This is a genomic window from Bradyrhizobium sp. C-145, assembly GCF_023375135.1.
GTDB classification, from domain to species: domain Bacteria; phylum Pseudomonadota; class Alphaproteobacteria; order Rhizobiales; family Xanthobacteraceae; genus Bradyrhizobium; species Bradyrhizobium zhanjiangense.
In genome coordinates, this window is the sequence record NZ_CP088150.1 from 9,061,146 (window position 1) to 9,073,982 (window position 12,837).

Annotated in this window: 14 protein-coding genes; 5 read left to right on the plus strand and 9 right to left on the minus strand. The window is 65.4% G+C overall.

Features of this window, described 5'->3' with window-relative positions:
* Positions 1–142: 142 nt before the first annotated feature.
* Positions 143–655, minus strand: coding sequence for a MarR family transcriptional regulator (locus tag LRP30_RS42665; protein ID WP_164934761.1), 513 nt, complete (start codon positions 653–655; stop codon positions 143–145).
* Positions 645–1,277, minus strand: coding sequence for a maleylacetoacetate isomerase (gene maiA, locus LRP30_RS42670; RefSeq protein ID WP_128945503.1), 633 nt, complete (start codon positions 1,275–1,277; stop codon positions 645–647). The genes LRP30_RS42665 and maiA overlap by 11 nt, the downstream gene beginning before the upstream one ends.
* Positions 1,278–1,381: 104 nt before the next feature.
* On the opposite strand from maiA, the gene gtdA reads away from it, so the two are divergent.
* Positions 1,382–2,422, plus strand: a complete 1,041-nt coding sequence (gtdA, locus tag LRP30_RS42675) for a gentisate 1,2-dioxygenase (protein WP_249758715.1) — start codon at positions 1,382–1,384, stop codon at positions 2,420–2,422.
* Positions 2,423–2,704: 282 nt separating this feature from the next.
* Here gtdA and LRP30_RS42680 read toward each other — a convergent pair whose 3' ends face one another.
* From LRP30_RS42680 to LRP30_RS42695, 4 genes are all read right to left on the minus strand, one after another.
* Positions 2,705–3,529: an ABC transporter permease gene (locus tag LRP30_RS42680; protein ID WP_249758716.1), complete on the minus strand. Its 825-nt coding sequence runs from the start codon at positions 3,527–3,529 to the stop codon at positions 2,705–2,707.
* Complete coding sequence (locus tag LRP30_RS42685; protein WP_249758717.1) at positions 3,522–4,295, minus strand: ABC transporter ATP-binding protein; 774 nt, start codon at positions 4,293–4,295, stop codon at positions 3,522–3,524. Before LRP30_RS42685 ends, LRP30_RS42680 begins: the two co-directional genes overlap by 8 nt.
* 286 nt (positions 4,296–4,581) lie before the next feature.
* Positions 4,582–5,586 (minus strand): ABC transporter substrate-binding protein, encoded by a 1,005-nt coding sequence (locus LRP30_RS42690; RefSeq protein WP_091893558.1) that lies wholly within the window; start codon positions 5,584–5,586, stop codon positions 4,582–4,584.
* 42 nt (positions 5,587–5,628) lie between these two features.
* Positions 5,629–6,993 (minus strand): FAD-dependent oxidoreductase, encoded by a 1,365-nt coding sequence (locus tag LRP30_RS42695; RefSeq protein WP_249758718.1) that lies wholly within the window; start codon positions 6,991–6,993, stop codon positions 5,629–5,631.
* Between the two features lie 111 nt (positions 6,994–7,104).
* On the opposite strand from LRP30_RS42695, the gene LRP30_RS42700 reads away from it, so the two are divergent.
* Positions 7,105–7,989: a LysR family transcriptional regulator gene (locus LRP30_RS42700; RefSeq protein ID WP_249758719.1), complete on the plus strand. Its 885-nt coding sequence runs from the start codon at positions 7,105–7,107 to the stop codon at positions 7,987–7,989.
* A 189-nt stretch (positions 7,990–8,178) separates the two neighbouring features.
* On the plus strand, positions 8,179–8,403 hold the full coding sequence (locus tag LRP30_RS42705; protein WP_249758720.1) for a hypothetical protein: 225 nt from the start codon (positions 8,179–8,181) through the stop codon (positions 8,401–8,403).
* Between the two features lie 3 nt (positions 8,404–8,406).
* On the opposite strand, the gene LRP30_RS42710 is transcribed toward LRP30_RS42705, so the two are convergent.
* On the minus strand, positions 8,407–9,210 hold the full coding sequence (locus LRP30_RS42710) for an enoyl-CoA hydratase-related protein (RefSeq protein ID WP_249758721.1): 804 nt from the start codon (positions 9,208–9,210) through the stop codon (positions 8,407–8,409).
* A 155-nt stretch (positions 9,211–9,365) separates the two neighbouring features.
* On the opposite strand from LRP30_RS42710, the gene LRP30_RS42715 reads away from it, so the two are divergent.
* On the plus strand, positions 9,366–10,340 hold the full coding sequence (locus LRP30_RS42715; protein WP_249758722.1) for a ketopantoate reductase family protein: 975 nt from the start codon (positions 9,366–9,368) through the stop codon (positions 10,338–10,340).
* Between the two features lie 3 nt (positions 10,341–10,343).
* Here the strand turns inward: LRP30_RS42715 and LRP30_RS42720 are convergent, their stop codons facing one another.
* Positions 10,344–11,021 (minus strand): alpha/beta family hydrolase, encoded by a 678-nt coding sequence (locus LRP30_RS42720; protein WP_249758723.1) that lies wholly within the window; start codon positions 11,019–11,021, stop codon positions 10,344–10,346.
* Between the two features lie 19 nt (positions 11,022–11,040).
* Positions 11,041–11,697 carry a TetR/AcrR family transcriptional regulator gene (locus tag LRP30_RS42725; protein WP_249758724.1) on the minus strand — a complete coding sequence of 219 codons (657 nt, stop codon included), beginning with the start codon at positions 11,695–11,697 and terminating at the stop codon, positions 11,041–11,043.
* A gap of 72 nt (positions 11,698–11,769) precedes the next feature.
* On the opposite strand from LRP30_RS42725, the gene LRP30_RS42730 reads away from it, so the two are divergent.
* On the plus strand, positions 11,770–12,711 hold the full coding sequence (locus tag LRP30_RS42730) for an SDR family oxidoreductase (RefSeq protein ID WP_249758725.1): 942 nt from the start codon (positions 11,770–11,772) through the stop codon (positions 12,709–12,711).
* The last annotated feature ends 126 nt before the right edge of the window (positions 12,712–12,837 follow it).

Consider the following 12,837-nt stretch of genomic DNA (forward strand, 5'->3'; position numbering starts at 1 on the left):
TTGGCGGAGCCGGGACCGGGCGATCCGGTACGCCGAGACGGTCGTGATTGAACCGAGACGCCGCGGCGTACTGGATTCCCCGCCTTCGCGGGGAATGACAGTTGAGATTGAGGCGACAGCGTCGCTCCACAATTGGAGCCAGTCACCCACCCTTCCCCAGATGCTCTAGCGCGTCCTCTGCGCGCAGTGGCACCCGTGAGGCCTCGTTGTTGAGGTCGACCAGCTGCACCAAGAGGCCCAGCAGCGCCTTGCGCTCAGTGGGCTTGAGCGGCTCCAGCATGCGCGCCTGGGCGCGCTCGACGGCGGGGATGATCTCGCGCAGGATCGCGGCGCCGGATTTCGTCAGGTACAGGAGCTTGATCCGCTTGTCCTCGGGTGCCGGCTTGCGCTCGATATAGTCCTTGGCCTGCAGCCGTTCGATCACGCTGCCGAGCGTGGAGCGGTCGAAGGCGATCACCGCCGACAGACGCGTCGCGTCGATGCCGGGATGGGTGTGGATCGCGATCAGCGCCGCATATTGCACCGGCGTCAGATCGAACGCCTTGCACTCCTCCATGAAGATCGAGACCGCGATCTGCTGCATGCGCCGGAACAGATAGCCCGGCGCGGCATAGACCGCGTCCATCGTGATTGGAGGAAGAGGCTTACTCGGCATCGGGCTGCTTCTCCGGAGCGGCATCGGCAAAGGCCCCTAGCGCCTTGGCGGCGGCTTCTGCCGTCAGCAGGCGCGGATAGGCGGACACATCGACGCCGAAGCGGCGGGCATTGGCGAGCTGCGGCACCAGGCAGAGATCGGCAAGCGTCGGCGCATCGCCGAAGCAGAACGGCCCAGGCTCGTTCCTGATCAGTGTCTCGCAGGCCGACAGCCCCTCGCGGTTGACCCAGGCCGCCCACTCCTGGACTTTCTCCTCGGCAAGGCCGAGCTCGCGCAGCCGCGCCAGCACCTTCAGGTTCTGCACCGGATGGGTGTCGCAGGCGATCGCCAGCGCGAAGGCGCGCACCTTGGCGCGGCGCAGCGGATCCTTTGGCAGCAGCGGCGGATTGGGGTGCATTTCGTCGAGCCATTCGATGATCGCGACCGATTGGGTCAGCACTACGCCCGCATCATTCTCCAGCGCCGGCACCAGACCTTGCGGATTGATGGCGAGATAGGCGGGCGCGCATTGCTCGCCCTTGCGCAGATGATGCGGCAAATGCTCGGCCCCGAGGCCCTTCAGGTTCAGCGCGATCCGCACGCGATAGGCGGCGCTCGAGCGGAAATAGCCGTGCAGCTTCATCGGAACCCTCCCGTTTTCCCGTTGCTTGTACGTTGTTCGCCACGTTGACGCTACCTAGATCGTCAGTATACTGTCAATCAACAAAACGATCGGGAGCAGCAACCATGGAAGCCGTGACCAAGACGCCGGAACGCGAGGCGTTCTACAAGAAGATCGACGGCGAAAATCTCACCGCGCTGTGGACGGTGATGAGCGATTTGATCACGCCGGAGCCGAAGAGCGCCTGCCGGCCGCATCTCTGGAAGTTCGACGTCATCCGCGACTACATGACGGAAGCCGGCAAGCTGATCACCGCCAAGGAAGCCGAGCGGCGCGTGCTGGTGCTGGAGAACCCGGGCCTGCGCGGACAGTCCAAGATTACGACCTCACTCTATGCCGGCGTGCAGATGGTGGTGCCCGGCGACGTCGCGCCCGCCCATCGCCACAGCCAGTCCGCGCTGCGCTTCGTGCTCGAGGGCAAGGGCGCCCACACGGCCGTCGACGGCGAGCGCACCGCGATGGAGCCCGGGGACTTCATCATCACGCCGTCGATGACCTGGCACGATCATTCCAACGAAACTGACCAGCCGATGTTCTGGCTCGACGGTCTCGACATCCCCCTGGTGCAGTTCTTCGACTGCTCCTTTGCGGAAGGCTCCAAGGAAGACCAGCAGAAGATCACCAAGCCGGCCGGCGACAGCTTCGCCCGCTACGGCCACAATCTGCTGCCGGTGGACGTGAAACGGAGCTCGAAGACCTCGCCGATCTTCAGTTATCCCTATGCCTACACCCGCGAAGCCCTGGAGAAAGCCCGCGTAAGCCAGGAATGGGACGCCTGCCACGGGTTGAAGCTGAAGTTCAGCAATCCCGAGACCGGCGATTTCGCGATGCCGACCATCGGCACCTTCATCCAGCTGCTGCCGAAGGGTTTCAAGACCGCGCGCTATCGCGCGACCGATGCGACGGTGTTTTGCCCGATCGAGGGCAAGGGGCGCAGTCGGATCGGCGACACCGTTTTCGAATGGGGCCCGCGCGATCTGTTCGTGGTGCCGAGCTGGCACTGGGTCACGCACGAGGCGGACGAGGACGCCGTGCTGTTCAGCTTCTCGGACCGGCCGGTGCAGCAGAAGCTGGATCTGTTCCGGGAAGATCGCGGGAACGCGTGAGGCGGGCTGCTAGCCAAGTACTCGGTGTCGTCCCGGCGAAGGCCGGGACCCATAACCACAGGAAGTAGTTTAGCGAAGATTGTAGTTATCTTCGTCGGTACAAGAACCGCTGTTCCTTGTTAGATCACGCGGTATGGGTCCCGGCCTTCGCCGGGACCACGATGGAAATTTTGGCGCGCGTCTCCATCCACATCGTCATTGCGAGCGCAGCGAAGCAATCCAGACTGTCACTGTGGAAAAACCCTGGATTGCTTCGCTGCGCTCGCAATGATGGAGAATGCCTCACCGCCAGTGCAACAGCCGCATCTCCAGCCAGCCGATCACTTTCCCCACCGCAAGCCCGAACACCGACAGGATCACCACGCCCGCGAGCAGCTGATCGGTCTGCATCAGATTACCGGCCTGGAGCACGAACGCGCCGATGCCGTATTGCGCGCCGATCATTTCGGCGCTGACGACGAGCAGAAGCGCGACTGAGGCGGTGATACGGAAGCCGGCGAGAATCGCGGGCAGCGCGCCGGGCCAGATCACCTTGCGCACGATGGTGGCGAAGGGAACGTTGAAGCTCTGCGCCATGCGGATCAGGTTGCGCGGCACCGCATCGACGCCGCTATAGACCGAGATCGCGGTCGAGAAGAACACCCCGAGCGCAATGGTCGCGATCTTCGGCTCTTCGCCGATGCCGAGCCAGAGAATCAACAGCGGCAGCAGCGCGATCTTGGGGATCGGGAACAGTGCCGAGATGAAGGTGATGCCGACGCTGCGCGCGAGCCGCGACAGGCCGATGGCGAAGCCGACGGCAACGCCGGCCGCAGTCCCGAGCAGCCAGCCGACGCCGATGCGCAGCAGCGAGGCCGAAACGTGCTGCCAGAGCGCGCCGGAGATTGCGAGCTCGTAGATCGCGCGCGCGATCGCCGATGGCGCCGGCAGGAACAGCGGATTGACGAGGCCCAGGGTACCGGCGGCCTGCCAGACCGCGATGACGAGCGCGAGCGCGATCCAGCCGCCGAAGCGGCTCGACGCAGGCACGAAGCCCGCACCGCGGAAGCGGACGCGCCGGGTCGCCTCGTCCTTCGCTGAAGTTTCCGCCAAGGCCCGATCAAGCATGTTGGACCTCGCGCTCGGCATCGATCGCCTCATTGCGGATGAGCGACCAGATCTGGTCTTGCAGCGCGAGCAGCTTCTCCCGCGCCGCGGTCCCGCCGCGTTCGGCGCGCGTCATCGGCACGGTCACGACCTCGCGAATCCGCCCCGGCCGCCGCGACAGCACCACGATGCGGTCGGCGAGCCGCGCCGCCTCTTCGAGATTGTGGGTGACATAGACCGCGCCCATGCCACCATCGGCGAGCAGGCTAACGAAATCCTCCATCAACAGCTCACGCGTCTGCGAATCCAGCGCCGACAGCGGCTCGTCCATCAGCAGGATCGCAGGTTTGACCGCAAGCGCGCGCGAAATGCCGACGCGCTGGCGCATGCCGCCGGAGAGCTGCTTTGGATAGGTTTTGCGAAAATCGGTCAGGCTGGTGCGGCGGAGCGCATCGTCGACCAGCGCGCGGCGCTGCGTCGCCGAGAGCTGCGTATGCAGCAGCGGGAATTCGACGTTCTCCTCGACCGTCGCCCATGGCAGCAGCGCAAAATCCTGGAACACGAAGGTCAGCGGATTGAGGCTGTCCGCTGGCGGCGTCCCGCGCAGCTCGGGCGCACCGGAGGTCGGCTGCAGCAGGCCGCCCAGGATCGACAGCAGCGTGCTCTTGCCGCAACCGGAGGGACCGACGATCGCCACCACCTCGCCGGCGCTGACCGTAAAGGAGACGTCGTCGAGCACAGCGAGATCGCCGAAGCGGTGGGAGATGTGGTTGGCGATCAGATCCATGCGGCGAGCCCGCCTTCTTCACCCTCCCCTGGAGGGGGAGCGTCGATTCGTACTGAGCGAAGCGAAATGCGAACCGGGGTGGGGTGACGGTCTATCCGCATTGATGCTGACGATGCCTGCTCTCGCGCTTTCCGCGAACGATCGGAGCGAACGACGGACAGACCGCCGCCGTGGCTCACCCCACCCCGCTCGCCGCGGTCGATGCTGCGCATCGCCGGTGCGATCGACCCTCCCCCTCCAGGGGAGGGTGGCAGATCGCTCGCCGCAAGAGTCTGCATCGTCAACATCAATCCGCCTTCACATAGTCCTTCGCGATGATCGCGTTCGCATCGAAGCCTTTGTCGGCAAAGCCCTGCTCCTGCAGCCATTTGATCTGGTTGTCGACGTTCTTCACGTCCAGCTTGCCGTCGGGGTCGATATAGGCGCAATTGCCGACCACCTGCTCGACCGGCAAATTGGTGTACTTGGCAATGATCTCCAAGAGCGGCTTCGTCTTGTCGTTGATCGGCGCAACGCCGTCCTTCATCGCGGCGAGGATGACGTCGTGATATTCGCGGTCGGCCTTCGCGAGCGCGCCGAGCAGTTTTGTCACCAGCACCTTGTTGGTCAGCGTCTTCGGCGAGGCGAACACCGCGCCCAGCTGCCAGGGCGTCTCGTCGCCGACCCAGCCCAGAAACTTTGCGCCGCCCTCATCCATCAGCTTGCGTGCGGTGGAGATCGGCAGCAGCGCCGCATCGACGGTCTCGCCCTTCAGCGCAGCCGCCGCATTCGACAGCGATTGCAGCGGCACGATCTTCACGTCCGTAAGCTTGAAGCCGTATTTGTCGGCGAGCAGGCCGAGCGAATAGTGAAAGCTTGATCCGACCTGCGTCACCGCTACGCGCTTGCCGGCAAGATCCTTCGGCGTCTTCAGGCCGGCGGCATAGGCGTTGTTGCTGGCGAAATAGCCGATGAGGGGATAGCCGGCCTTCTCGCGGCTCATGCCGCCGATCACCTTCAGCGTGCCCTTGCCGGCGAGATTGTAGAGACCTGCGGTGAAGGCGGTGATGCCGAAATCGACGTCACCCGAGGTGGTGGCGACCGCGATCGGCTGCGCCGCGTCGAAGAATTTCAGCTCGACCTCTAAGCCGGCCTCACGAAAATAGCCCTTGTCCTGCGCGATGAAGACCGGCGCGGAGGACGACAGACGAAGCACGCCGATCTTCGCCTTCAGCGCGTCTTCGGCCCTGGCCGTGCTCATCGCCATGATCGCCAAAAGGCCCACTAGCGCGAGCCGCGCAATCCCGATCATCCCGTTTCCTCCAGTGGTTCTCTTGGTCGTTCTTGCCGTCCGCTACAGGCCCTCGGGCACCGTCTGGTCTCGCCCGATGAAGGCGCCCTGTTGTTTCAACGTTTCCTGCAATTTTTCAACGGGGATGTCACGCGGGATCCGGTTTCCGGACAGCGCCAGCGCGGCGGCGGAACCGGCGGCCTCGCCCATCACGAAGCAGGCCCCGGAGACCCGCGCCGCCGACTGGCCCTCATGGGTCATCGAGGCACAGCGGCCGGCGACCAGGAGATTGTCGACGCCTTCGGGTACCAGCATGCGATAAGGCAGCTCGTTATAGCCCCGCGATTCCGGGATCGGCGGGAAGGTGAAGACGACGTCGCCGGGCACATGGGCCTCGATCGGCCAGCCATTGACGCCGATGGAATCCTCGAACGAAGCGCAGCCGAGCACATCCGCACCGCTGAGCTGGTAGCCACCCTTGATGCGGCGGGTCTCGCGGATCCCGAGCTGCGGCGGCAGGTCGACGATGTAGGACTTTTCGAAGCCCGGCACGGTGCGCAGGAATTCGAACGCGGCGAGGGCCTGCTTGCGGCCCTCGATCTCGCCGCGGGTGAGATCGTCGGGCTCGACGCCGTTGATGGCATGGCCGTCCTCGCGCGCCACCTGGGTGAAATTCACCCGCCATTCGATGCCGGATTTTTGCGGCCGCACGATCGCGCTCTTGCGCGGGAATGTGTGGGTGCCGGCCGCAATGGCCTTTTCCATCAATTGCGGAATGGTGCGCCAGGCATCGCCCGCCTTCTCCGGATCGATGCCGTTGAGACGCAGCATCATCGAGGGATACATCGGATGGCCGTGCTCGTCGCCGATTTCGAACGGCGCGCCGGCCCACACGGCGAGATCGCCGTCGCCGGAGCAGTCGATGAAGATCTCAGATCGCACCGCGTGCCGGCCGGCCTTGGTCTCGACCATCAGCGCGTCGATGCGGCGGTCATCGCCCATCACCACGCCGGCGCCGAGTGCATGGAAGAGGATGTGTACCTTGTGGCTGGCAAGCAATTCGTCGGCCGCGATCTTGTAGGCGGCGGTGTCATAGGCCTGTGCAAAGACCTTGCCGAGGATCAGGTGCGGCGCATTGAGACCGTTGAGCCGATCGATCCGCGCCAGCAGCTCGGACGCCATGCCCTGCACCAGCCGCCGGTGCTCGCCATGGACGTTGCCGTGCAGGCCGCAGAAATTGGTGACGCCGGCCGCCGTGCCCATGCCGCCGAGGAAGCCATAGCGCTCGACCAGCAGCGTCTTCCGCCCGGCGCGCGCGGCAGAGGCCGCGGCGACAATGCCGGCAGGGCCGCCGCCGAGCACGACGACTTCATACTCGCCATAGAGCGGCACCTGTCGTGCCGGTTCTTCGATCGTCATGGCCCGCATGGCGCGTCCGCTCCCGAAATCCTTTGCTTAGGAACGACTATGAATTAACGCGCGAGGGGCTACAATCCACCAAAATACGCGATCAGCTTTCGCGAATCGAGAAAGGTCGCTATGGACATCCTCGTGAACCTGCAAGCCTTCCTCGCCACGGCGGATGCGGCCGGATTCTCGGCCGCCGCGCGAAAGCTTGATGTCTCGACCTCGGTCGTCGCCAAGCGCGTCACGCAACTGGAGGCGCGCATCGGCACGCCGCTGTTTCACCGTTCGACCCGGCAGTTGCGACTGACCGAGGCCGGACAGCGCTACGTGCATCGCGCGCGCGGCGTCGTGGCTGACGCCACCGACCTGCTCTCGCGCATGGGCGAGAAGGGCCACGATCTCGTCGATCACCTCCGCATCAAGGCGCCGACCTCGCTGACTGTGGCGCGTCTCGCCGACGCCTTCAGCGCGTTCCAGACCCAGAACCCGCGGCTGAAGCTCGAGATCGTTCTGATCGATCGCCCGGTCGATCCCGTCACCGAAGGATTTGACATCGCCATCGGCGCCTTCCCGCATTCCTTCGGCGGCGTGGTCGACGAGCCGCTGTGCCCGTTGAAGCGGCTGCTTTGCGCCTCACCAGCCTATTTGAAGAAGCACGGCACGCCAAAACATCCGCGCGATCTGGTCGAGCATCGCTGCCTCAGCTTCATGCCGACCGGCCCGGAATGGGTCTTCGACGGACCGCGTGGCCGCATCAGCATCCAGGTCAGCCCGCTGCTCTCCTCCAACGAAGGACACGTGCTGGCGCGCAGCGCCATCGCCGGCAACGGCATCGCGCTGATGTCGCATTATCTCGTCGCGGATGCCTTGCGTGACGGTAGCCTCAAGCCGGTGCTGCGCGATTTCCCGATTCCGGAATTGTGGGTGAAGGCCGCGATTCCCGAACGGCGCCGCAACGCCGCTGCGGTGCAGGCGCTGCTCACGCTGCTGAAAACGTCACTGGCGACGTCGCTGTGAGCCTTGCGGCGCGCCGTAGCCCGCATGGAGCGCAGCGGAATGCGGGGACACCGGCCCCGGATTTCGCTTCCGCTCCATCCGGGCTACATGCTTGCCTCGAGACGGTTGCCCGGGAATGACGGACCTGACAGAAGTGCCAGCATGGACTCGACGCTTATGAAATTTCCCCTCCCCGCTTTGATAGCCCTGTTGATCTCAGCTGCTCCCGCCGCAGCCTTGGAGCAGAACTGCCGCTTCATCCAGGCCAAGCCCGATCGCGAAGCCTGCTACAAGCGGCAGGAGGAAGAGCTCGCCGAAAGACGCAAGCCGGCCGCGCCGACCGGCGAGAGCAAGACGCTCGAAACGCTGCGCCAGATGCGGCAGGACGACGACGCGGTCTATCGCAGCATCAACAACATCTGCCGCGGCTGCTGAGGCTCAAGTTTTCGCGCCATCCCAATTCGCCGCCCGCTTCTCCGCGAAGGACGCCAGTCCTTCCGCGGCCTCCGCGCTTTGGCGCTTGAGCGAATGCAGGTGCACGAGCCGCGTGTACGCCGCATCGTCCACCGCCATTCCGCCGAACGAGCTCTCCAGCGCAAGGCGCTTGGTTTCGGCCATCGCCTCCGGCCCGTTGGCGAGCAGCTGCTCGACCACCTTGGTGCCGGCGGCTTCGAGATCGGCGAGCGGCACCACCTCGTGGACGAGGCCGATGCGGCGGGCGTCCTCGGCGCCGAAGCGCTCGCCGGTCAGGGCGTACCGGCGGACCTGGCGCACGCCGATGGCGTCGCAGAGCTGCGGAATGATGATCGCCGCGGTCAGGCCCCAGCGCACCTCGGTGATCGAGAACAGCGCGTTTTCGGCCGCGATGACGACATCGCAGGCCGCGATCACGCCGGTGCCGCCACCAAAACAGCCGCCTTGCACTAGCGCGACCGTCGGAACCGGCAGCGTGTTGAGCCGCTGCACGGCCTCGAAGGTCGCTCGTGACGCCGCCTCGTTCGCTTCAGTCGATTGCGGCCGCACGCCATTGATCCATTTGAGGTCGGCGCCGGCCTGGAAATGCTTGCCGTTGCCGCGGAGCACCACGACACGCAAGTTCGGCTTGTTGCCGAGATCGTCCATGGCCGCGAGCACGCCCGCGATCAGCGCGCCGTCATAGGCGTTGTTGACCTCGGGACGATTCAAGGTGACGGTCGCGACGCCGCGCTTATCAAGGGTCCACAGGACAGGGTTGGCGGGCATCGGCGATCCTCCGGTCGGTTTGTTTGCTGCGCACTATGGCCGAGGGCGCGTGTCCTGATCCATATCTTTCCGGCGTGGGGCGGCCGCGTCCATCGCATGGCGGCTTGTGTCATGCTGGCAGCTGATGGCACCAAGGGATCAGGACGGGACATCACATGCGCATCTGCATTTTCGGCGCGGGCGCCGTCGGCAGCCACATTGCGGTCCGGCTGGCACGCGCCGGCCATGAGGTCTCGTGCGTGATGCGGGGCGCGCATCTGGAGGCGGCGCGCGCCGGCGGCCTCAAGCTGCGCGTCGGCGATTCCGAGGTCAGCGCCAAGGTGAACGCGTCAGGCGATCCGGCCCAGCTCGGCCCGCAGGACGTCGTGATCTCGACGCTGAAGGCGACCGCACTTCAGGGACTGGTTTCCAACATCAAGCCGCTGCTCCAGGACGACACAGCGATCGTGTTCGCGCAGAACGGCATTCCCTGGTGGTACGGCATCGGCCTGCCGCCGCGGCACCCGACGCCGCCGGATATCTCGTTTCTCGACCCCGGCGGTCGGTTGCGCGCCTGCATCCCGAAGGAGCGGATCGTCGGTGGCGTCGTCTTCTCCTCCAACGAGGTGATCGCGCCCGGCGTGGTGCAGAACCTGACGCCGGACCGCAACCGCCTGCTGATCGGGGAATGCGACGACCGCAATTGCGAGCGCATCACCAGGCTGCGCGGCGTCTTCAACGATGCCCGGCTGGAATCGCCGCCGGTGGCCGAGATCCGCGAGGCGATCTGGTCAAAGCTGCTGACCAACATGTCGCTGTCGGTGCTGTGCCTGCTCACCGGCCAGACCGCGCGCGGCGTGCGCGACGACCCCGCCTTCACTGAAGTCATTCCGCGCATGCTAAACGAGGCCAACGACATCGCCCAGCATTTCATTCCCGAGGTCAAACGCGTGACCCGCAGCGGCCCCGCCCCCAACCACAAGCCGTCGCTGCTGCAGGACTACGAGCTCGGCCGCGCCATGGAGATCGACGTGCTGGTGAAAGCGCCTGCCGCTTTCGCCCGCACCGCCGGGCTGTCGACGCCGACCCTCGACCTGATCGCCGCGCTCGCGATCCAGAAGGCGCGCGACAAGGGGCTTTACTCGGCCTGAGATTCAGGCGAGCCCGTCGATCCAGGCCGCCAGCGTATCGAGCACCTCTGTCAGCGCCTCGTCATTGGTGCGGCCGGACTTCTTTAGCACCGCAAACGAATGGTCGCCGGCTTCGACCTGATGCAGCGTCGCCTTCGGGCCGAGCTTCTCGACGACAGGCTTGAGATAGCCCAGATCGGCAAGCCCATCGCGGGTGCCTTGCAAGAACAGCATGGGGATAGCGATGCCGGCGAGGTGCTCGGCGCGCTCGGAGGACGGCTTCTTGTCGGCGTGCAGGGGGAAGCCGAGGAAGGCGAGCCCTTTGACATCAGGTAATGCAGCCTTGGACTGCGCCTGTGATGTCATGCGCCCGCCGAACGATTTTCCGCCGGCGATGAGCGTGATGCCGGGGCAGAGCCGGGCAGCCTCAGCAACCGCCGCGCGGATGGCGGCGTGCGCGACGGCCGGCTGGTCGGGACGCCCCTTCTTCTCCTCCATGTAGGGAAAATTGAAGCGGAACGTCGCAATGCCGCGCTCCGCAAGGCCCGCGGCGACCTTCTCCATGAAGGCATGCCGCATGTTCGCGCCGGCGCCGTGCGCGAGGACGTAGCAGGCGCGCGCATGGGCCGGAAGCGTCAGGATCGCGGAGACCATGCCGATGCGTTCGATGTCGAACTTGAGCTCCGTCGTCTTGCTTGTCATGACGTCGTCGGGCCCTCACTCAACGGTGCGCGCCGCTTGCCGGCCATAGATAGTTCAGGACTTGGTCGAGCGTCATCATGATCTCGCGGCGTCCGGCCTCGTTCTTCACAGAGCCGAATTTCTCCTCGAGCGCAAGCTTGGCAAAGCCGTGAACGGTGGACCAGGCCGCCGCAGCCGCTGTCTTCGCCTCCTTCGCGGTGCCGCCGACCAGTTCGGCGACGACGATCTCGAACGCGTGACCGGCGGCCCTGCTCGCCTGCCTCAGACGCGGATCGTCTGCCACGAGGCGCTTGTTCGCAAACATCATCTGGAACCGGCCGGGATGTGTCAGCGCAAAATTGACATAAGCAAGTCCCTGGGCATGGAGCTTGTCGCTCGCACCCTGCTTGACGGATGCCGCCTCGCGCAAGGCGCCGGCAAGCGCGTCGTAACCGCGGATCGCGACTTCGGTGAGAAGCCCCTGCGCGTTCCCGAAATGATGCGACGGGGCAGCCGGCGAAACCCCGGCGCGTCGCGCGGCTTCGCGCAGCGTGAAACCCTCGGCACCCTGCTCGGCGAGAATGGCTTCGCTCGCAGCGATCAACGCCTCCTGCAATTCACCGTGATGATAACCGGGCTCCGGCTTTGCCCGCGTCGCGCCGGCGCCGCGCTTGGCGGAGGGGGCGTGTTTCTTCATGTAACTTGACACTGTTCAGATTGCGGCATATCTATCTTAACACTGTTTAGATGAGTGGCCCCGGAGTTCGAAATGACCGAAATGCAGGATATCACCGCAAGCAGTCCCGTAAAGCGGCGTCATCTGGTCGGAGGCGCCGCGCTCGGCATGCTCGCGGGCGCCGTCGGTGGCCTCGCCGGCGGCGTGGCGCTCGGCCAGAGCGCGACGCTGCCGCAGCAGAAGCCCAGCGGCAAGCGCCGATTCGAGGGCAAGGTCGTCATCGTCACGGGCGGCACCTCCGGCATCGGCCGCGCCGCGACGCTGATGTTCGCGGCCGAAGGCGGCCAGGTCGCCTTCTGCGGCCGCAACGCCGAGCGCGGCAAACAGGTGGAGAACGAGGTGCGCGAGGCCGGCGACGCGGTCTTCATTCGCGCCGACGTCCGCAACGAGGCCGAGATCAAGGCGCTGGTCGACAAGACGATCGAACGCTACGGACGGCTCGACGTCGCCTTCAACAACGCCGGCATTTCCATCGAGCGCCCCCTTCACGAATACAGCGCGGCCGAATTCGACGACGTGATCAGCACCGACCTGCGCGGCGTATTTCTGTCGATGAAGTATGAGATCCCTCACATGCTGGAGAAAGGCGGCGCGATCGTCGTCACGGCGTCGTCGAACGCCATTGCCACGACAGCCAAACGCTCGGCCTATTCGGCGGCCAAGCGCGGACTGGTCGGCCTGGTCCAGGCCGCGGCACTCGACTACGCAAAACATGGCATCCGCATCAACACACTGGTTCCCGGTACCACCGACACGCCGATGATTCGCCGGCTCGCCGGCATGGAGAATCTGCCCGATGCAGCCTGGCACGTCGGCATTGCGCAATGGGCCAAATCCAACGTTCCGGGCTTGCAGCGCGTGGCAACGCCCGAGGAGATCGCCGCGTTTGCGCTCGTGCTGGCCTCCGACGATCATCCCTACACGACCGGCGGTCAGTTCGTCATCGACGGCGGCAAGACCGCACATGGCGGCTAGACCGGGCGCAGCCTGAAAACACAATTCGCGGCGAGCTCGAATGGCGTACCAAGAGGAGCAGCCTTGCGCCCGTGCCGACCGTTGTGGCAGGCCTGACACGCTGGCTGTCGCAAGGCGCGACATCGC

Excerpts from the sequence above, each read along its gene's own strand:
- LRP30_RS42690 (WP_091893558.1), bottom strand. The coding sequence starts at position 5,586 with ATGATCGGGATTGCGCGGCTCGCGCTAGTGGGCCTTTTGGCGATCATG.
- gtdA (WP_249758715.1), top strand. The coding sequence starts at position 1,382 with ATGGAAGCCGTGACCAAGACGCCGGAACGCGAGGCGTTCTACAAGAAG.
- LRP30_RS42710 (WP_249758721.1), bottom strand. The coding sequence starts at position 9,210 with ATGCCCGCCAACCCTGTCCTGTGGACCCTTGATAAGCGCGGCGTCGCG.
- LRP30_RS42665 (WP_164934761.1), bottom strand. The coding sequence starts at position 655 with ATGCCGAGTAAGCCTCTTCCTCCAATCACGATGGACGCGGTCTATGCC.
- LRP30_RS42725 (WP_249758724.1), bottom strand. The coding sequence starts at position 11,697 with ATGAAGAAACACGCCCCCTCCGCCAAGCGCGGCGCCGGCGCGACGCGG.
- LRP30_RS42730 (WP_249758725.1), top strand. The coding sequence starts at position 11,770 with ATGACCGAAATGCAGGATATCACCGCAAGCAGTCCCGTAAAGCGGCGT.
- LRP30_RS42685 (WP_249758717.1), bottom strand. The coding sequence starts at position 4,295 with ATGGATCTGATCGCCAACCACATCTCCCACCGCTTCGGCGATCTCGCT.
- LRP30_RS42715 (WP_249758722.1), top strand. The coding sequence starts at position 9,366 with ATGCGCATCTGCATTTTCGGCGCGGGCGCCGTCGGCAGCCACATTGCG.
- LRP30_RS42695 (WP_249758718.1), bottom strand. The coding sequence starts at position 6,993 with ATGCGGGCCATGACGATCGAAGAACCGGCACGACAGGTGCCGCTCTAT.
- maiA (WP_128945503.1), bottom strand. The coding sequence starts at position 1,277 with ATGAAGCTGCACGGCTATTTCCGCTCGAGCGCCGCCTATCGCGTGCGG.
- LRP30_RS42700 (WP_249758719.1), top strand. The coding sequence starts at position 7,105 with ATGGACATCCTCGTGAACCTGCAAGCCTTCCTCGCCACGGCGGATGCG.
- LRP30_RS42680 (WP_249758716.1), bottom strand. The coding sequence starts at position 3,529 with ATGCTTGATCGGGCCTTGGCGGAAACTTCAGCGAAGGACGAGGCGACC.
- LRP30_RS42720 (WP_249758723.1), bottom strand. The coding sequence starts at position 11,021 with ATGACAAGCAAGACGACGGAGCTCAAGTTCGACATCGAACGCATCGGC.